Here is a 17,884-nt window from a genome sequence, read left to right as displayed (position 1 = left end):
TACGGCCCCTCTCGCGCGCAACTCGGTCCACTCCGGGACCCGTTGTATTCGTTCTGTAGCCGAGCGTAGTCGCGCGAGGTCAGTCTCGTAGCGTGAACGAACACATTCCCCCCACCCTCCTGGGCCCTCGCCCCGCCCAGTACGCGATGCGGATCACCGTCGGCGCCCACTCGGCCCGGCACATCCGGCGGATCGTCAGGTCGCTGCTGGAGGAGTGGGACTTGGCCGAGCTGGCCGACTCCGTGGAGCTGGCCGTGACCGAGCTGGTCGCCAACGTCGTACGCCATGTCCCGGACCGGCGCTGCGCGTTGCTGGTGCTGCGGCAGACGGCAGGTGTGCGGGTGGAGGTCGCGGACGGCTCCCCGCAACCACCTCGCGTGCCCACCGAGTCGTCGCCGGAGGCGGAGGGTGGGCGCGGGCTCGTGCTGCTCGACGCGGTGGTCGACAAGTGGGGTGTGGGGCCCGGGCCCGAGGGCGGCAAGACGGTCTGGTTCGAGTGTCGACCGGCTCGGCCGCCGGCCCAAACCCGTGGGGCTGGGAATCACTCATGGTGATGATGATCGTGCGAGGGAACCCGAACATCCGTTTTTGTCCCCTGATGATGAGCCTCACATCCAAGTCGCACGACCCCGGGGACGAAGGTCCCCGGGGTCTTCGTGCGGCCCGAAGGAAGGGGATCGACCGCAGTGAGCAATGAGAAGGCGGCCCGCGAGCAGCAGTACGTCGGTTCGATCGGGCTGATGGCCCCGCTGGACCAGCCGAAGCCGCCACCGGCCCCGGCGCCGGACGAGACGTGGCACTTCGGACGGCACCTGAACGCCGACGAGGAGGGCCAGGAAGGCTACGTGCCGGTCTACGACGGCACCGCCTGGGTGTACTACGGCAAGGGCCACAGCGGTGTGCAGCGGCCGGTGCTGATGTCGGACGGCTTCAACATGGGGCCGAGCAGTCTGGACGAGCTCTACCACGGCTTCGAGCGGGGCGAGTACCCGCTGATCAGCCAGTTGCGCGAGCGCGGCCGGGACGCGGTCATCTTCGGCTACGGGGAGCGCTCCGCGTCGATCCTCGACAACGCCGGGTACGTGATCGAGGCGATCACGAGGCTGATCGACGAGCGCACGGGCAACGAACCGCTGGTGGTCGGCGGGTTCAGCATGGGTGGTCTGGTCACGCGCTATGCCCTGGCGCGGATGGAGACCCAGAAGATGGACCACCAGACCGGGATGTACTTCTCCTACGACAGCCCCCACCGCGGCGCGTGGGTGCCCATCGGTCTGCAGGCGTTCGCGCACTACATCAAGCGCGGCAACCCGGCCAACAGCGCACTGTCGGACCAGATCAACAGCCCGGCCTCGCGCGAGCTGATGTGGCGGCACATCGAGACGGTGGACGGCACTCCCGGGCAGGACAAGGCCCGCTCCGACTTCCTCGCCGCCTTGGAGCGCGTCGGCAACTGGCCGAGGCGGCCGCGGAAGATCGGTGTCGCCAACGGCACCGGGAACGGCCGGGGCACGGGGATCGCGCCCGGCGCGGAGGCGTTCCGCGCCACCGGGGTGCTGTTCCCCGGCACCACGATCTACACCCAGTCCGAGGGTGACGACGCCGTGGTCGCCCAACTGAAGGCGACCTTCGGGAAGAACGAGACGATCACCACCGACGGGTTCCCGGAGATCGACGGCGCTCCCGGCGGCACCCTGGCGACCTTCGGCATCGCCGCCGCCACGCTCAACAAGCTGGTCCCCGGCAGTGCCGTGGCCCCGGTCCCCGAGATCTGTTTCGTGCCCTCGGTCAGCGCGGTGGCCGTCCGCGACGTGGACACCACCGCCCTGCTGCACACCAACATCAATGACCTCCCGCCCAGCGAGAGCGAACTCGACGCCTTCCTGTGCGCCTCCCGGAACGAGGAGCACACCAAGATCACCGAAGAGCTGTGCACCTGGCTCCTCGCCGAACTCGACCAGCGGTAGCCCCGCCCGGATCAGTAACCGTCACAGCCGCCCGGCCGCGGCAGCACGCTGGTGCTGCCGCGGCCGGTTTCGCGTCACTCCCGCCCCGAAGTAGCGACCGCCAATACTCCTGCCAGGACTGCCGCGAGCAGCAGGGGGATGCCCAGGCCGTGGTTGATCACCAGCCATGCGCCGAGCGTGGCGCCCGCCATCATGGCGATGACGGCCGCCGCGCGGCGAGGGGAGCGGCGGACCGAGCCGTCGCCGATCGCGGACTCGGAGGCGAGGCCGGTCAGGGTCATCGTCAGGACGGTGGTCGTGAGGTCCGGTACACGGAGTTTGCGGACCGTCGCGTTGCGCAGGCCCATGGCGAAGGCCGTGAGGGCGATCAGGGCGTAGGTGGTACCGGTGGCGCCCGGCGCGACGAAGGCGACCACCGCGGACGCGCCCACGAACACCGCCTCCGCGGTGAGCGTGACCTGGGCCCAGGTCCTGCGTGAACCGCCGCCGAACCGCCCCGCGATCCGGCCCCCGACCGCGGCGCCCACCAGGAAGCAGGCCAGCGAGGTCGAGGTGTGCGGGATCGAGAAGCCGGGGGCGCCGGCCGCGGCGAAGCCGAGCACCACCACGTTGCCGGTCATGTTCGCCGTGAAGACGTGCCCGAGTCCGAGATAGCTCACCGCGTCGATCAGCCCGCTGACCACGGTCAGCGACAGCAGCACCACCACCAGACGCACTCCGCGCGCCTCCGGGTCGGCGGGCCGTGGCCCGGTGTTCCCGGCGCCCTCTGCGCCGCCCTCTGCGCTCTGTTCGCTCATGCGGGCTCCGGGGGAGGTGGCGGGCACGGTGGTGCTCAAGTCCACCACGTACGCGAGGGGACTCCCCGGACACCGGGGCGCCCTGCGTGTCCGTCCGGTGCGCCGCGCCCCCGGGGGCAGCCGTGCCCGTGAGGTCCTCCGCGGTGCCCCTGGTGTCCTTCCGTCCGGGTGTGCCCCGGAGTCACCATGGCTCCTTATACCTCTGGGGACAACGGAAGCGGGCGCTCAGGCGTACGGCGGGAGCCCGGTGGATGAAGAGGTGGGTGGAGGGGCGTATGGACAGGCGGCAGTACGGCGAGGGCGGGCGCTCACGGGCGGGATCACCAGTACGTACCGCGCCCCTGCCACGCCCGGCCTCCCCGGGCCCCCACCAGGCCCGGACCGGGTCGGACGCCACGCCCAGGACGCCCGCCGAGATGGCGGCGATCCAGCGCACGGCCGGCAACCGGGCGGCGTCCGTGTCCGTGCAGCGGGTGGGGGAGTCGAGCACGAGCGCGCCTCCCACCGCCGAGGAGTCCGGCCGGGAGGACCAGGGCGCGGCCGTGATCACGCGGCTGAGCCGGTCGATCGAGGGCCATGTCGTCGTGGCGAAGATGAAGGTGAACCCCCTGGCGCCGGGCACGTGGTGGCCGGAGCACTGGATGCCGGACGGGCCCGCGCGCCTGAAGCGCACCCTGGAGCGGCGGGTGATCAGCGGCGAGCTGTTCGGCGCCCAGGACCTGGAGGACATCAAGACGCTCTCCCAGGTGAACCCCCAGTGGCTCGCGAAGGTGGGAATCGGCACCTTCAAGGAGTCCGAGGACTACATCAAGGGCGACCACAAGGACTGGCTGCGGAACCTTCCGGGCAAGCGCATCCTCGCCGCGACCCTGGCCTTCCAGCAACACGCGCCGGGCACGCGTCCGGCGGGCGCGCCCACCCCGATCGCCCCGGACTACACCCTCGGCCGTTTCATGACCACCAAGGCTCCCGGGGTCTCGGACGTGGAGAAGCAGCCCCTGCTGGCCGAGCGGGACGAGCAGATACGGCAGACCGCCGTCGACACCCTGCACCCGGCCGGACTCCCGTCCGAACGCCTCCACCCCGACGCGGACAAGGCCGGGACGGTGAAGCACGCGGCGAAGGACGCGAAGGCCCGTGACGTCTTCACCTCCGTCCTGCTCCTGCTCCAGCACGGACTGAAGACCTACGACCCGGGGGCGGGCGTGGCCGCGCATGTCGACTACCGCGAGGGTGACGTCGTACGGGCGCTCGCCCACGGCGGCCGGGTCAACATCCGCATCCCCGCCCTGCGCGGGGGCGAGTCGCCCCAGTCGTTGACGGACTTCCTGGGCGTCACGGACGGGGGCCGACGCGCGGGGTTCGTCGACAAGCGCGATTTCGCCACGCACCGCACCGCCATCGAGAAGAACAAGAAGGGGGGCGAGCCGGGCAAGTTCCAGGAGAAGGGCGGTATCGGCGCGTCCGTCGCGAACTTTCTGACGCCGGCCGTGCCCCATGTCGGGCCCGAGCGTCCGCAGCTCATGGGCATGGACATCTCCGGCGGCGGGTTCGGCTCGCGGGACTGGAACGGCGACGTGGTCCTGCCGAACGGCTCGTACGGCCACATGCTGCTGATTCTCACCCCGCCCACCGCCGCCAAGGACGGCTCCCTGCTGGTCGGCATCGAGACGATCAAACCCCATGCCGAGAGCCCAGTCGGCTATGTGCACAACGCCCGGTCCACCGAGGCCACGGCCAACCCCGAGTCGGTCCTGCACGGTCACAAGGGGGACAAGGTCGGCACCGGCGGGCTGAAGCACAACGAGCGCCTTGTGGAGCTGCGGGAGCTGGGGAAGGCACAGGGAAGCGGGGACTGGCGCGCGTTCCTGGACCAGATCAAGCGGGAGTGGCTCGACGAGCTGGAGAAGAACAAGGACGACGTCGCCGAGCAGCGGAAGATGTACGAGCGGCTCGTCGGCCGGCGGCAGCACTTCTACGAGCAGACCGAGCAGACCGAGCAGGCTGAGTAGGCCGAGTAGGCCGATTCGTTCGACGTTCGGTGGCATGGCGAAGGCGGCGGCCCCGGGGATCGGGGGGCCGCCGCCTTCGCGTATACGGGTGCCGTGTGGCGCCGGGGGTCACCGGTGGGCCACTCAGTACCAGTTGTGGGCCTGCCAGAAGTTCCAGGCGGCGGCCGGGCTGCCGTAGCGGGAGTTCATGTAGTCCAGCCCCCACTTGATCTGGGTGGCCGGGTTCGTCTTCCAGTCGGAACCGGCGGCCGACATCTTCGAACCGGGCAGGGCCTGGACCAGGCCGTAGGCGCCGGAGGCGGAGTTCGTGGCGCTGGGGTTCCAGCCGCTCTCGTGCTCGACGATCTTGCTGAAGGCACTGAACTGCGCGGCGTCCGGGATCATCTTGTGCGCGATCGCCTGGGCGGAGGAGGCCTGGCCGGTGGCGGCCTGAGCGGGCGCCGCGGCGAGAACCATGCCGGTGGCGGCGGCGGCCACGGCGGCGGTGGTGAGGACCTTCTTCGGGGAAGCGGCGATGTTGCGGATGAAGGAGACGGACACGCGGAGAACCTCTCTTCGGGAACAGGGCGGTCGCGGTGCGCCCTGTCCCACACGACGTGTGGTGGAGGCGTACATCGGCGCCGCGACCCGGGAGGGGTTCGTGGCGCCTGGCGACTGCTTCAGAGAAACAGGCTCAGGGGGGTGTCCGCAATGACCCCTTTTACTAGTGGTGGTCGCATCCAGGGGAAACGTCCCTTGTGTGACCTGGGTCTCAATCCCCAGGTCAGAGGGGTTGACGACGCGTGCATGCCAGGCCTTCGGGGCTACTAGCCCGCTTCGTATGTGACGTGGGTCCTATGGGCTGCTTCACGTCGCGACTGGCGGAAGGTGTGCGGGTGACTACGGGGCGCGTCCGTGTGGTGTGACCTGGGTCGCACGTCACCGGGGTTCGAAGGTGACCGGGGTCTCAAAGGCGGCCCGCCGCGTCGCCCGGCGCAGCGCCTTGAGGAGGGTCGCGCCGAGCGCGAGGGTCAGGACGACGGTGACGACGGCCCGGCCCAGGTCCCAGCCGAGGGAGGTGGCCAGGCAGTAGGCGAGGAAACGGGCCAGGTTGGCGGTCACGTCGGCATGCGGGTCGAAGGCGACGTTCGAGGCCAGCGCGCCCATGAAGGGCCAGCCGGCCAGGTTCATGACCGTGCCGTACGCGAACGCGGCGCAGAACCCGTACGCCGCGAGCAGGGCGAGTTCCCCGCGCCCGCGCAGCCGGTCGGGGCCCGGCAACAGCCCGGCGCCCATCGTGAACCAGCCCATCGCGAGCATCTGGAACGGCAGCCACGGACCCACCCCGCCCGTGAGCAGCGCGGAGGAGAACATGGTCACGGACCCGAGCACGAACCCGAACCCCGGTCCGAGCACCCGGCCGCTCAGCACCATCAGGAAGAACATCGGCTCGATCCCGGCCGTCCCGGCGCCGATCGGCCGCAGCGCGGCGCCGGTCGCGGCCAGCACTCCGAGCATGGCCACCGCCTTAGGGCCGAGCCCGGACTCGGAGATCGTCGCCATGACGACGGCGACGAGCAGCACCAGCAGCCCCGCGAACAGCCAGGGCGCGTCCTGCGCGTGCGCGGCGACCTGCGAGCTGGGATCGGCGAAGAGCGGCCAGCCGAACCCGGCGACCCCGACGGCGCTCACGAGGCAGAGGGCGGCGAGGGAGCGAGGGCCGAGGCGGACGGCTCTGGTCCGGGGCCGGCCTTCCATCGGCGTCATGCGAGGGCCTCCCTGACCTGGGTGACCGTGAGCCACGGCTGCGGCGCGAGCACCTTCGTGACCTGCGGGGCGAAGGACGGGGAGGCGACGACCACCTCGGCCGTGGGGCCGTCGGCGACGATCTCGCCGTCCGCGAGGACGACGACACGGTGCGCGAGTTCGGCGGCGAGTTCCACGTCGTGGGTGGCCAGGACGATCGCGTGATCCTCGGCGGCCAGGCCGCGCAGGACCGTGACCAGACGGGCCTTCGCCGCGTAGTCCAGGCCGCGGGTCGGTTCGTCGAGGAGCAGGAGCGGGGGGCGGGCCGTCAGGACGACGGCCAGCGCGAGCGCCAGCCGCTGCCCCTCCGACAGGTCACGGGGGTGGGTGTCGTCCCCGATGTCCGGCAGCAGCTCGGACACCAGGGCCCGGCAGGTACCGGGCTCGGCCCCCGCGTCCTCGTCGGCCGCCGCGCACTCGGCGGCGACCGTGTCGGCGTACAGCAGGTCGCGCGGTTCCTGCGGTACGAGACCCACCCGGCGTACGAGGTCCCGTGGTGCCGTCCGGTGCGGGACCGCGCCCCCGACCAGGACCGAACCGGCCGCCGGTGCGACCAGCCCGACCAGCGTGCCGAGCAGGGTGGACTTCCCGACCCCGTTGCGGCCCATCAGCGCGATGATCTCGCCGGGGGCGGTGGTGAGGTCGACGCGCCGGAGCGCCTCGACGCGGCCGTGGCGGACGGCGAGCGCTTCGATCGAGGCCGGGGCCGTCGCCTGTGGAACCGACGCCCGCGGGGTCCTCGGCTCGGGGACGAGTTCCGTGAGCCGCTCCCGCAGGACCCCCGCCCTGCGCCGCGCGTCGCGCACCGTGAGGGGGAGCGGGGACCAGTCGGCCAGTCGGCCCAGGTCCACCACCGGCGGGTACACCGGGGAGACGGCCATGATCTCGGACGGGGTACCGAGTATCGGCGCGGCGCCCGGGGACGGGAGCAGGGCGACCTGGTCGGCGTACTGGATGACGCGTTCGAGGCGGTGTTCGGCCATGAGGACGGTCGTGCCGAGGTCGTGGACGAGGCGTTGCAGGACGGCGAGGACCTCCTCGGCGGCGGCCGGGTCCAGGGCCGAGGTGGGCTCGTCGAGGACCAGGACCCGTGGGTGGGGGGTCAGGACCGAGCCGATGGCGACGCGCTGCTGCTGGCCGCCGGAGAGCGTGGCGATCGGGCGGTCGCGGAGGTCCGCCAGGCCCAGCAGGTCCAGGGTCTCCTCGACGCGGCGGCGCATCACGGCCGGAGCGAGGCCCAACGACTCCATGCCGTAGGCGAGTTCGTCCTCGACCGTGTCCGTCACGAAGTGGGACAGCGGGTCCTGGCCCACCGTGCCGACCACGTCCGCGAGCTCACGCGGTTTGTGGGTGCGGGTGTCCCGTCCGGCGACCGTGACCCGGCCGCGCAGGGTGCCGCCCGTGAAGTGCGGCACGAGACCGGACACCGCGCCGAGCACGGTCGACTTGCCGACGCCCGAGGGCCCCACCAGCAGGACGAGTTCACCCTCCGGGACCTCGAAGTCCACGCCCTGGACGGTGGGTTCGACAGCTCCGTCGTACGTCACGGAGACATCCTCGAAGCGGATCATGAGGGGTCCTTGAGGGTGGAGGGTTCCCGCGAGTGAGGTGTCGGGGCGACGAAGGCGGGGAGCAGGCCGAGCAGGATCGCCGCCGCGGGCCAGAGGGGCAGGGCGGGGGCGGTCAGCGGGAGGACACCGGGGCTCAGCGCCGCGGCGTCGTACGCGGCGGAGACGATCAGTCCGGCGGCGACCGCGACTCCGGAGCCCGTCACCAGCCAGGCCCGAACGCCCCACACGTCCGGGCGGTAGCGCGTGCGGACCGAGCGGCGCCCGCCCAGCCACAGCCCGCCGAGCGCCGCGGCCACTCCGGCGAGCAGCACGGGCAGGCCGTAGGTACCGCCCTCGGCGGTCAGCACTCCGTACGTGCCCGCGCAGACGCCGAGCAGACCGCCCAGCGTCAGAACGGTGGTCGTACGGCGGACGGCGGGCGCCACCTCGGCGGTGCGGCCGTAGCCGCGGGCGTCCATCGCCGCCGCGAGGGCGACCGAACGCTCCAACGCGCCCTCCAGGACCGGGAGCCCGACGTGCAGCAGGCCGCGCAGCCCACGGTCGGGGCGGCCGCGCAGACGGCGGGCGGCGCGCAGCCGCCGGCCGTCCGCGATCAGGTTCGGCGCGAAGGTGAGCGCGACGACCACCGCGACGCCCGCCTCGTACAGGGCGCCCGGGAGCGACTTCAGCAGCCGTGCAGGGTTCGCGAGGGCGTTCGCCGCGCCGACGCAGATGAGGAGCGTGGCCAGTTTCAGGCCGTCGTACAGCGCGAAGAGCAGGCCCTCGGCGGTGACCCGGCCGCCGACTCGGATGCCCTGGGCCCAGTGGGGGAGGGGGAGTTCGGGGAGGGTGACGAGGAGGTGGGTGCCGGGGATGGGGGAGCCGAGGAAGACGGCGAACGCCAGCCGGATGCCGAGGACGGCGATGCCGAGTTTGACGAACGCGGTGTAGGAGCGGGCCCAGGGGGCGTCGGTCCGGCGGGCGGCCACCACGTAACCGGCCACGGCTATGAGGAGGGCGAGCAGGAGGGGGTTGGTGGTGCGGGAGGCGGCGGTGCCCAGGCCCAGGGCCCAGATCCACCAGGCTCCTGGGGGGAGGGCGTTGGAACGGTGTGCCTTCGGTGCGCGGGTCATCGTCGGTCGCCGTACTCAGGGCCGGCGGCGGCGGGTCTGCCAGACTGCCGCCCCGCCGAGCGCGGCGACCGCGACGACTCCCGCGAGCAGGCCCAGCGACGGGCCGTGCCGGGCCGGCTCGGACGTGGCGTCGGCGTTGTCCTTGCCGTTGCCCTTGGCGTCGGCGTCGGCTTTCGCGGTGGGGGGAGGCGCGGTGCGCGACGTCGCGACCTGCTCGCCGCAGCCCGTCCCGGGGTAGCCCGCGATGGCGCACAGGAGGGCGTTGGTGTCGTAGCGGAGAGGTTTGGCGACCGTCGCGAGGGCCTCGGCCGTGGTCGCGTCGGCGGGGACGCGGGCGCAGACCGTCCGTGGTGCGGGCGGAGTCTCGCCGCCCGGGGCGTCCGCGGTCGTGCCGGAGTCGATGACGAGGGCCACCCGCTTGTGGCCCGCCTGGGCGGGCGTCTTCGCGCAGATGGACGCGAAGTCGGCGTGGCCGCGCGGCTTGGAGGCGTCCTGCGAGTCCGCGCTCACCGCGAAACGGAAGCCCTGTACGTCGCCGTCGGACGGTCGCGCGGTCGACGGGCCCTGTGTCGCGTACGTCCACTTCCCGCCGGTCAGGTCCCAGAACGACCAGTAGCGGTAGCCGACGGCCCGGGCCTGTCCCGCGCCGCCGAGTACGAGCAGGAGCAGGGACAGGACCAGCGCGCACGTCCGACGGCGGCTCACGGCTGCTGCTTCTTGTTGCGGGCGCTGATCAGGAAGCCGATGCCGATGCCGCCGACGAGACCGACGCCGATGATCCACCAGACGCTGACGCCGCTGTCGTCCTTCTTCGCGGCTTCCTCGGCGGACGCGGACGCGGAGGCCTTGGGCTCGGCCGGGAGGGACGCGGGCGCGGGGCCGGTGGCGTTGAGCTGCTTGACGAGGTCCTGGCCGCCGAAGTCGCGCGGGTCGAACGTCGCCGCGTCGGCGGCGAGGACGAGCTGCGCGTACGCGGCGGGGCCGGCCTGCGCGGCCCACTGCGCGGAGTGGGTCTCCAGCCAGCGCATCGCGTCGGCCGCCTTGTCGCCGTGCCCGGCGGTCGCGAGCGCGACGACCGCGTCCGCCGTGTTGCCGTAGTCGGGCTGGTTCTTGGCGCCGGGCATCACCGAGGTGAGGTGCTGGTCCTTGGCGAGCGCCTTGACGAGGTACGCGGCACCGTTCTGGGCCGCCTGCTCGGGCCTGTCGGCGGCCTTGCAGGAGAGGGGGTCGGCCACGGGCTTCAGGGGCTCACCGGCGAGGCCCTTGCCCAGGGCTCCGACCACGGCCGCCGCCGTCGCGTCCGCGTTGGCCGCGAGCTTGCCCTTCTTGTCCGGCTGGTAGGCGAACGCGCCCCCGTCGGCCCCGCCGCACGGGATCGACAGCTTCACGAGGGCGTCGTACGGCGACTTGCCGTCCTTGGAGACGTCCGCCGGTTTGGTGCCCACCGCCGCCAGCGCCCCGATCACCACGGACGTGGAGTTCGCGTCGCTCGCGCCGCCCGCCGTGTAGCCCCAGCCGCCGTCCTTGTTCTGCGCGGACTTCAGCCAGGCGACGGCCTTGCCCGTCTCGCCGTCGTGGCCGCCGAGCGCGGCGAGGGCCTGCACGGCCGCCGAGGTGCTGTTGGTGTCGACCATCGTCTTGGCGTCGCACTTCGCCGACGCGTCGGCACGGTACGCCGCGAACGCCCCGTTCGCGCACTGCTGCCCGGCCAGCCAGTCCACGGCCTTCGTCGCGGGCTTCACACCGACGGTGTGCTGGGCGAGCAGCGCGAGGGACTGCCGCCAGACGCCGTCGTAGGTGGGGTCGGAGGTGCCGTAGAGGCCGGAGGGTATCGCCGGGGCGGGCGAGGGCGAGGCGCCCTCGGCCACGGCGGCCGGGGCCAGGGCCGTACCGATCACTACGGTGGCGGCCAGTACCGCGGCGCTGCGGCGAACAATCATGACTCTCCCTGCGGAAGCCGGGCAGCACCGGGCGCAGGCTTGGCCCCGAGCGGCTCCGGCCCCGTATCCCTCGACGGTGCCGGCCACCGGCGGGCTGCCGGCGGCACGAGCCGGTCACGTCCCGCACGAGGCGATCCGGCTCGCCACCCCTGCGGGTGGCTCACGGTTGCGGGTCAGCGCCGGAATTGCACCGGCTTCTCCGCGTACGGGTGTGATGACGACCTGCTCACTGTACCGGCCCGTAGCAATCGCCTGAGGAGCGGCTGTGAGCGCCCCCTCGCGGGCCTATGCTGCGCTCGCGATGTGCTCCGTTCGAACACGTCGGAATTCGCCGGTCCCCGGGGGGACTTGGAGTCCAGGGGGGACACGAAGATGCGCGGCACTGTGGACGAGAGAGCTCAGTCGTGCCCGGAATGCAGCACTGAGGTGCGCACCGACCCGCGATTCACGGCGTGGTGTGCGGCCTGCGGATGGAACGTGGATCCCGGCGAGCCGGAAGAGAGACCGGGGCGGCTGGAGGGGCTGCGGCGGTCGCTGGCCCGGCAGCACGGGGAGGCACTGCTGGCCGAGGTGTCGGCCGACGGCGCGCCGCGTCCGCGCCGCGATACGGCCGGTGTCCTGGCGTACGCCGTCGCGCTGGCCATCCACGGTGCCACGATCGCCCTGCTCGGCACGGGCATCCTGCTGGTGACACTCGGCTGGGGAACCGCTCTGCCGGTGGTGGGAGTGATCCTTCTCCTGCTGGCCTGGCTCCTTCGGCCCCGCTTCGGACGGCTGCCGGACGACGCGCCCGTGCTGCACCGGGCCGAGGCGCCCGAGCTGTTCGCCCTGGTCGACGAGATCGCCTCCGTCGTCGGTACGACCGGGGTCCACGCCATCGCCCTGACGACCGACGTCAACGCGAGCGTGACCACCTACGGAGTGCGCCGACGCCGCCTGCTGACCATCGGGCTCGGGCTCTGGGAGATCACCACCCCGCAACAGCGGATCGCGCTGCTCGGACACGAACTCGGTCACTACGCCAACGGGGACACCCGGCACGGACTGATCATCGCCAACGCGCTCCAGTCCCTCGCCACGTGGCGCTATCTGATGCGCCCGATCTCTCACCCCACCGTCCCCGAGATGGCGCTCAACGTGCTCTATCTGCTGCCCTACGGAGCCGCCCAGGGCCTGCTGATGCTGCTCGACCAGCTGACGATGCGCGCGACACAACGCGCCGAGTACCTGGCCGACGCCGCCGCGGCCCGCGCCGGTTCCACCGAAGCCGCCGTGGCACTCATGGACCGCCTCCTGGTGACCGACTCGGCGGAGACCCTGCTCCTGCGCATGTCCAACGCAGGCCAGGTGATCCGGACCCAGGACGCGGAGCGTCGCGAGCCGTGGCGCGATCTGTGGGACCAGCTGGCCGCTCACGTGGACTCGATCCCCGCGCACGAGTACGAGCGCCAGCGCCGGGCCGGAATCCTGCGCGGACACAGCGTCGACTCGACCCACCCACCGACCCACCTGCGCCGGGCCTGCCTGCTCGCCAGGCCCGCCGTGGCCGCCGCGGTGGTCACGGACGACGAGCGACAGCACACCCTCGACACCGAACTGGCCCCGTCCCGAGCCCGCCTCGCCCGCCAGGTACTCGCCCGGTAGGAGATGCGTCCGTCACGGCACGGGCGCCGGAACCGTTGCCTCCGTGGGCTGGCACAGGACCAGGGCGAGATCGTCGGCGAGGGCGGTGCCGGTGTGGGCGAGCAGGCGGGTGTGCAGGGCTCGCAGGGCATCGTCGGGGAGCGCCTCGCGCAGGGCGAGCGCCGCCTCGCCGAGGAGGGGGAACGGGGCGCCCTCCGCGTCACGGGCCTCGGTGAGGCCGTCGGTGTAGAGGAGCAGCCGGTCGCCGGGCTGGAGCCGTACGCGGTACTGGCGCGGATCGGGACCGAGGCCCAACGGCGGCGTGGGGACGAGGGGTTCGAGGAGTTCGATGCGCCGGCCGGAGCGCAGCGGGGGCGGATGGCCGCAGTTGACGAGCCGCACCTCGCCGGGCGCGAACTCGGCGAGCACCGCGGTGACGAAGTCCTCGGGGCCCAGTTCGGGGGTGAGGAGGGCGTCGAGTTCGGCGGTGAGGGTCGTCAGGTCGGGCGAGGTGTAGGCGAGTTCACGGAAGGCCGTGAGGGTGTCGGCGCTCAGCCGGAGTGCCTCGACGCCGTGGCCCCGTACGTCGCCGACGAGGACCCGCAGGCCGTACGGCGTCACCGCGACGTCGTACAGATCGCCGCCGACGGCCGATTCGTGGGAGGCGCTGTGGTACCGGGTACAGACCCGGGTGCCGTCGAAGGTACGGGAGATGGGCCGCAGGATCGCCGTCTGGGTGACCCGGGCCACCTCGTGGGCGCGCGCCAGCCGGTCGTGGAGGCGGTCGCGCTGCCGGGCCGCGTACACGGTGAGCGCGCAGCCGACGAGGAGTCCGCCCCAGCGGATGCCGAAGCCGGTGCTCGGCACCGCGTCGTTCCCGATCCCCATGGCCAGGCCCAGGACCGCCGACCAGCAGCACACCAGCACGGTGTGCCGGACGCCGAGCCGGGCGCAGGCCAGCAGCGGGCCGATGAGCAGCAGGGTGATGAGCGGCGGTACCCGGTCGAAGAGCAGATCCGGCACGGCGATCAGCAGACAGGTGACGAGCGGCGCGAGCAGCATCCGGCGTTCCCGCCGCTCCGGCCGATCCCGCTGTTCTTGATGTCCTCGGTGTCCTTGGTGTTCTTGATGGCCTTGATGTTCTTGGAGTTCTCGGCGATCTCGCTGCCCCTGCTCTCTCGTGCCCATCACCCGACGATCTCCGAACAGCGACCTCCGCACCCTCACCAACAGGGAGTTGATCGCATCTCGTCGAAAGGTGCCCGGAACTGTCGAGGTGCCGACGCTCTTCTGTCCGAGTCGTCGGACAGCCGCCGGAGCCGGTGGTGATCCGTCCAGACTGGTCGTCGTGTCCGACAAGACGACCGAGCCGACGCATCCGACCGGCGGCGGCGCCGGCAATCTGCCGCCCGAGACGCACAGCTTCGTCGGACGGCGGGAGGAACTCCGCTGGCTGGAGACGGAGTTGAACCCCTCGGTGGGCATACACCGGCTCCTGAGCGTCGTCGGCGTCGGCGGAGTCGGCAAGACCCGGCTCGCCCTGCGCGCCCTGGGCCGGGTCCAGGAGGCCTATCCCGACGGCGTCTGGCTGGTGGAACTCTCCCCCCTGCACACCGCGGGCCTGGTCGGCCTCGCCGTCGTGGAGGCGCTGCGGCTCACCGACCAGTCCACCGGCCCCGTCACCGAGGTGGTGGCCGCATGGGCCGACGGCAAACGGCTGTTGCTCGTGCTCGACTCCTGCGAACACGTCCTCGCGGACTGCACCGCACTCGTCGAGACCCTGCTGCCCGCCCTCCCCGGCCTGCGTGTCCTCGTCACCAGCCGCGAACCGCTCGGACTGCCCGGCGAACTCGTACTGCCCCTGGACCCGCTGCCGGTCGCCGACGACGCGGTCACCCTGTTCGCCGACCGCGCCGCCCTCACCGGGTTCACCCTCGACGACACCAACCGCCCCACCGTGGAGGCCGTCTGCCGCCGCCTCGACGGCATCCCGCTCGCCCTCGAACTCGCCGCCGCCCGCCTCTTCGAACTGTCCCTGGCCCAGCTCCACGGCCGACTCGGCGAACGCCTGCCGTCCCGGCTCGACCTGCTCAGCGCCCCGCGCGACGGCGCCGGACCGCCACGCCACCAGACACTGCGCACGGCGATCGGCTGGAGCCACGAACTGTGCGCACCGCTGGAGCGGCTGCTGTGGGCCCGGCTCTCGGTGTTCGCGGGCGGCTTCTGCGTGGGCGCCGCCGAGGAGATCTGCGCGGGCGGCCCGCTGCCCGCCGGGCGGATCGCCGCACTGCTCGCCCGGCTCGTCGAGCAGTCCATCGTGCAGCGCCACCGCACCGACCCGGCCCGCTTCCGACTCCTCGACACCGTCCAGGAGTTCGGCGCCGACTGGCTGCGCGCCCTCGGCGAGGAACACGCCGTACGGCTGCGCCACCGCGACCACTTCCGGCGGCTGGTCCGCCAGGGATGGACCGAGTGGAACACCGGACGGCAGGTCGCCTGGTGCGAACGCACCCTCACCGAACACGCCAACCTGCGCGCCGCGATGGACTGCGCGCTCACCGACCCCGACCGCCGGATCGCCCTGGGGATGGCGGCCGACCTCGGCTTCCTGTGGCGGCACTGCGGCTCTCTGCGTGACGCCCAGCACTGTCTGGACCTCGCGCTCGCCGCCGACCCGCCGCCCGGACCCGACCGCACCCGCGCCTTGTGGGCACGCGGCGCGGTGGCGCTGCTCCAGGGCGACCTGGAGGTCGCGGCGGAGTGGGCGGAGCGGTGCACGGACGCGGCGGACACCCAGGCCGACCCGGTGGCCGTGGTGGCCGCCGCGTATCTCACCGGGGGTCAGCTCGCGCTGAGCGGCCGGCTGGGCGAAGCGATCGACGTCCTGTCCGCCACGCCCCGACTGCCCATCAGGCAGGACGGGTTCGGGGCCGCCCAGCTCCAGGTCCGGGTGGCGCTGTCCTTCTCGCACCTGCTGCGCGGCGACCACGACCGGGCGCGGACGGTGGCCGAGGAGGTGCGCGAGGCCAGCGTGGAGTGCGGGGAGTCGTGGGCGGGCGCCTTCGCCGACGGGATCGTCGCCCAGACGGACCTGGCCCGCGGTGAGGTCCGCGCCGCCGTCGACAACGCCCGCACCGCGCTCGCCGGGCACGGCCTGCTGCACAACACCGTCGGCGCGGCCATGGCCCTGGACGTCCTGGCCGCCGCGGTCGTCGCGGCCGGCGACGGCCTGCGTGCCGCCCGCCTCCTCGGCATCGGCGCACGCGTCTGGGAACTCACCGGCCGGGCCCAGATGGACTCGCCCGACCTCCTCGCCACCCGCCGTTCCCACGAACTGCGCATCCGCGCCGAGATCGGCGACAGCGCCTACCGCACGGCGTACGAGGAGGGTTTCGGGATGCCGTACGAGGAGGGGCTCGACTATGCGGCGGAGGGGCGCTGACGGGGGGTGGGGCCGCCGAAGGGCAGGAACAGGGTGCGGGTCGAGAGCAGCCATGTCCCGTCGACCCTGCGGAAGGTGTCCTCGTAGTGGCCGATCTGCACGGGAGGTCCGGCCGGGACCATGCCGCCGGTGTGGCCGTCGACCCGGTAGGTGGTGAAGTACGAGGTGGCCCGCGCCTCGGTCGGTGAGTCCACGGTGACCAGGACGTTCGCCATCATGCGGCGCGAGAGCCGGTCCGCGGGTCGCGCGCCGAAGTACGCGCGCAGGGCCCCACGCCCCTCGACGTGCCGATCACCCTCCGGCCACCGCCAGACGCCGTCCTCGGTGAACAGCTCGGCGACGGAGGCGGGTTCACCGAGGTCGAGACGGTGCACGAAGTCGAGGACGAGACGCTCGCAGGCGCGCTCGGCGAGAAGTCGGTCGAGAGGGTTCATAGCTGTTGCTATCAGCTCCGGGCTTGCCGTCTCCAACGTATTACAACGCCACGTACGTCACCGGATCGCTCCCCGTCACCGCCTCCGCCCGGCCCAGTTTCACCAGGCGGCGCACATGGGCCTCGGCCTCCGACACCGCGATGTTGCGGGAGGCGAAGGGGATCTGGTCCCACGGGCGGTTCCACTCCATGCGCTCGGCGAGCTGCCAGGAGGTGAGCGGGGTCGACAGGAGGGCGAGCAGGCCGGTGAGCCGGTCCTCGTGGTGTGCGAGCAACTCCCGTACGCGGCCGGGCGCGTCGGTGAAGGCGTGCTGGTGGGCCGGAAGCACCTCGGCCGGGTTCAGCCGGCCGACGCGCTCCAGGGCGTCCAGATAGTCGCCGAGGGGATCGGCGACGGTGGCGTCGTCGGGATCCTCGTACAGACCGATGTGCGGGGTGATCCTCGGGAGCAGGTGGTCGCCGGAGAAGAGGCGGCCGTTGCCGGGGAGAGCGGCCGGGTGGGTCTCCTCCAGGTGGAGGCAGACGTGGCCGGGCGTGTGGCCCGGGGTCCAGATCGCGCGCAGGCGGCGGCCCGCCAGGTCGAGGAGCTCGCCGGGCACGATCTCACGGTCGGGGAGCGCGGGGGCGAAGGCGGGCAGACCGGTGGAGAGCCGGGCCGTGCGGGCCGCGCGCAGCAGGGCCACGTGCTCCTCGGGGGCGCCGGAGGACGCCAACTTGTCCGCCATGTAGGAGAACCAGCGATCGGGCCGGTTCTCCCGGGTCCGCCGCACGATCGCGGTGTCCAGCGCGTGCATCGCGATCCACGCCCCGGAGGCCTCCCGCACCTTGCCCGACAGACCGTGGTGGTCGGGGTGGTGGTGGGTGATGACCACGCCGTGCACCTCGGCGACGGAGACGCCGCAGGCGGTGAGCCCGGCGGCGAGGGCGTCCCAGGAGGCCGGGTCGTCCCAGCCGGTGTCGATCAGCACGGGGCCCAGGTCGGTGTCGACGAGATGGACCAGCGTCGTGCCGAGCGGGTTGTCCGGGATGGGGACCCTGATCGACCGTACGCCCCCGCCGTGATCGGTCACCTGCGTCATCGGTTCCCACCAATCGCCGTGTTCTCGCCACTATAACTAGAACCGATTCCATTGGGTGCTCGAACCAACCGTTCTCGCATGGGTCCGGCCCGTGGACTCCGCCGACCGGAGCTGGTATCAGTT

At 72.5% G+C, this 17,884-nt stretch carries 15 protein-coding genes; 5 read left to right on the top strand and 10 right to left on the bottom strand.

Annotation, left to right across the window (positions count from 1 at the left end; all coding sequences use genetic code 11):
* Positions 1–92: 92 nt before the first annotated feature.
* Both OG798_RS18935 and OG798_RS18930 read left to right on the top strand, forming a co-directional pair.
* Positions 93–554, top strand: coding sequence for an ATP-binding protein (locus OG798_RS18935; protein WP_267061627.1), 462 nt, complete (start codon positions 93–95; stop codon positions 552–554).
* Between the two features lie 132 nt (positions 555–686).
* Positions 687–1,967 (top strand): esterase/lipase family protein, encoded by a 1,281-nt coding sequence (locus OG798_RS18930; RefSeq protein WP_095854937.1) that lies wholly within the window; start codon positions 687–689, stop codon positions 1,965–1,967.
* A 74-nt stretch (positions 1,968–2,041) separates the two neighbouring features.
* Here OG798_RS18930 and OG798_RS18925 read toward each other — a convergent pair whose 3' ends face one another.
* Positions 2,042–2,764 carry a YoaK family protein gene (locus OG798_RS18925; RefSeq protein WP_267061625.1) on the bottom strand — a complete coding sequence of 241 codons (723 nt, stop codon included), beginning with the start codon at positions 2,762–2,764 and terminating at the stop codon, positions 2,042–2,044.
* A 275-nt stretch (positions 2,765–3,039) separates the two neighbouring features.
* On the opposite strand from OG798_RS18925, the gene OG798_RS18920 reads away from it, so the two are divergent.
* Complete coding sequence (locus tag OG798_RS18920) at positions 3,040–4,776, top strand: PE-PGRS family protein (protein ID WP_328757355.1); 1,737 nt, start codon at positions 3,040–3,042, stop codon at positions 4,774–4,776.
* A gap of 123 nt (positions 4,777–4,899) precedes the next feature.
* Here OG798_RS18920 and OG798_RS18915 read toward each other — a convergent pair whose 3' ends face one another.
* The 6 genes from OG798_RS18915 to OG798_RS18890 form a co-directional block, all read right to left on the bottom strand.
* Positions 4,900–5,316 (bottom strand): transglycosylase SLT domain-containing protein, encoded by a 417-nt coding sequence (locus tag OG798_RS18915; RefSeq protein WP_097226073.1) that lies wholly within the window; start codon positions 5,314–5,316, stop codon positions 4,900–4,902.
* 378 nt (positions 5,317–5,694) lie between these two features.
* Positions 5,695–6,522, bottom strand: coding sequence for an ECF transporter S component (locus OG798_RS18910; RefSeq protein ID WP_435864062.1), 828 nt, complete (start codon positions 6,520–6,522; stop codon positions 5,695–5,697).
* Positions 6,519–8,132 (bottom strand): ABC transporter ATP-binding protein, encoded by a 1,614-nt coding sequence (locus OG798_RS18905; RefSeq protein WP_328757354.1) that lies wholly within the window; start codon positions 8,130–8,132, stop codon positions 6,519–6,521. The genes OG798_RS18910 and OG798_RS18905 overlap by 4 nt, the downstream gene beginning before the upstream one ends.
* Entirely contained in the window at positions 8,129–9,244 is a 1,116-nt protein-coding gene (locus OG798_RS18900; RefSeq protein ID WP_121416286.1) for a CbiQ family ECF transporter T component, read from the bottom strand. The genes OG798_RS18905 and OG798_RS18900 overlap by 4 nt, the downstream gene beginning before the upstream one ends.
* A 15-nt stretch (positions 9,245–9,259) precedes the next feature.
* Positions 9,260–9,949, bottom strand: a complete 690-nt coding sequence (locus tag OG798_RS18895; protein ID WP_095854943.1) for an SCO2322 family protein — start codon at positions 9,947–9,949, stop codon at positions 9,260–9,262.
* The gene (locus OG798_RS18890; protein ID WP_328757353.1) at positions 9,946–11,184 is read right to left on the bottom strand and encodes a prenyltransferase/squalene oxidase repeat-containing protein; all 1,239 of its coding nucleotides are present in this window, start codon (positions 11,182–11,184) and stop codon (positions 9,946–9,948) included. Before OG798_RS18890 ends, OG798_RS18895 begins: the two co-directional genes overlap by 4 nt.
* Before the next feature lie 477 nt (positions 11,185–11,661).
* Between OG798_RS18890 and OG798_RS18885 the strand changes: the two genes are divergently transcribed.
* Positions 11,662–12,828: a M48 family metallopeptidase gene (locus tag OG798_RS18885; RefSeq protein ID WP_328757352.1), complete on the top strand. Its 1,167-nt coding sequence runs from the start codon at positions 11,662–11,664 to the stop codon at positions 12,826–12,828.
* A gap of 12 nt (positions 12,829–12,840) precedes the next feature.
* Here the strand turns inward: OG798_RS18885 and OG798_RS18880 are convergent, their stop codons facing one another.
* Positions 12,841–13,869 (bottom strand): PP2C family protein-serine/threonine phosphatase, encoded by a 1,029-nt coding sequence (locus tag OG798_RS18880; protein ID WP_267061620.1) that lies wholly within the window; start codon positions 13,867–13,869, stop codon positions 12,841–12,843.
* A 286-nt stretch (positions 13,870–14,155) separates the two neighbouring features.
* On the opposite strand from OG798_RS18880, the gene OG798_RS18875 reads away from it, so the two are divergent.
* Positions 14,156–16,249, top strand: coding sequence for an ATP-binding protein (locus OG798_RS18875; protein ID WP_328757351.1), 2,094 nt, complete (start codon positions 14,156–14,158; stop codon positions 16,247–16,249).
* On the opposite strand, the gene OG798_RS18870 is transcribed toward OG798_RS18875, so the two are convergent.
* Both OG798_RS18870 and OG798_RS18865 read right to left on the bottom strand, forming a co-directional pair.
* A complete protein-coding gene (locus tag OG798_RS18870; RefSeq protein WP_267061617.1) occupies positions 16,228–16,683 on the bottom strand; it encodes a nuclear transport factor 2 family protein in 456 nt (151 codons plus the stop codon). The two genes, OG798_RS18875 and OG798_RS18870, sit on opposite strands and share 22 nt — an antisense overlap.
* 40 nt (positions 16,684–16,723) lie before the next feature.
* Complete coding sequence (locus tag OG798_RS18865) at positions 16,724–17,761, bottom strand: MBL fold metallo-hydrolase (RefSeq protein WP_267061616.1); 1,038 nt, start codon at positions 17,759–17,761, stop codon at positions 16,724–16,726.
* Between the last annotated feature and the right edge of the window lie 123 nt (positions 17,762–17,884).

The organism is Streptomyces sp. NBC_00271 (assembly GCF_036178845.1).
Taxonomy (GTDB): domain Bacteria; phylum Actinomycetota; class Actinomycetes; order Streptomycetales; family Streptomycetaceae; genus Streptomyces.
The sequence above is the reverse complement of the archived record's forward strand: the minus strand, read 5'-3'. Positions and strand labels throughout refer to the sequence as shown.

What these genes read in the sequence shown, in the direction of transcription:
- OG798_RS18880 (WP_267061620.1), bottom strand. Translation starts at nt 13,869, where the DNA reads ATGCTGCTCGCGCCGCTCGTCACCTGTCTGCTGATCGCCGTGCCGGAT.
- OG798_RS18920 (WP_328757355.1), top strand. Translation starts at nt 3,040, where the DNA reads ATGGACAGGCGGCAGTACGGCGAGGGCGGGCGCTCACGGGCGGGATCA.
- OG798_RS18865 (WP_267061616.1), bottom strand. Translation starts at nt 17,761, where the DNA reads ATGACGCAGGTGACCGATCACGGCGGGGGCGTACGGTCGATCAGGGTC.
- OG798_RS18870 (WP_267061617.1), bottom strand. Translation starts at nt 16,683, where the DNA reads ATGAACCCTCTCGACCGACTTCTCGCCGAGCGCGCCTGCGAGCGTCTC.
- OG798_RS18925 (WP_267061625.1), bottom strand. Translation starts at nt 2,764, where the DNA reads ATGAGCGAACAGAGCGCAGAGGGCGGCGCAGAGGGCGCCGGGAACACC.
- OG798_RS18910 (WP_435864062.1), bottom strand. Translation starts at nt 6,522, where the DNA reads ATGACGCCGATGGAAGGCCGGCCCCGGACCAGAGCCGTCCGCCTCGGC.
- OG798_RS18905 (WP_328757354.1), bottom strand. Translation starts at nt 8,132, where the DNA reads ATGATCCGCTTCGAGGATGTCTCCGTGACGTACGACGGAGCTGTCGAA.
- OG798_RS18900 (WP_121416286.1), bottom strand. Translation starts at nt 9,244, where the DNA reads ATGACCCGCGCACCGAAGGCACACCGTTCCAACGCCCTCCCCCCAGGA.
- OG798_RS18890 (WP_328757353.1), bottom strand. Translation starts at nt 11,184, where the DNA reads ATGATTGTTCGCCGCAGCGCCGCGGTACTGGCCGCCACCGTAGTGATC.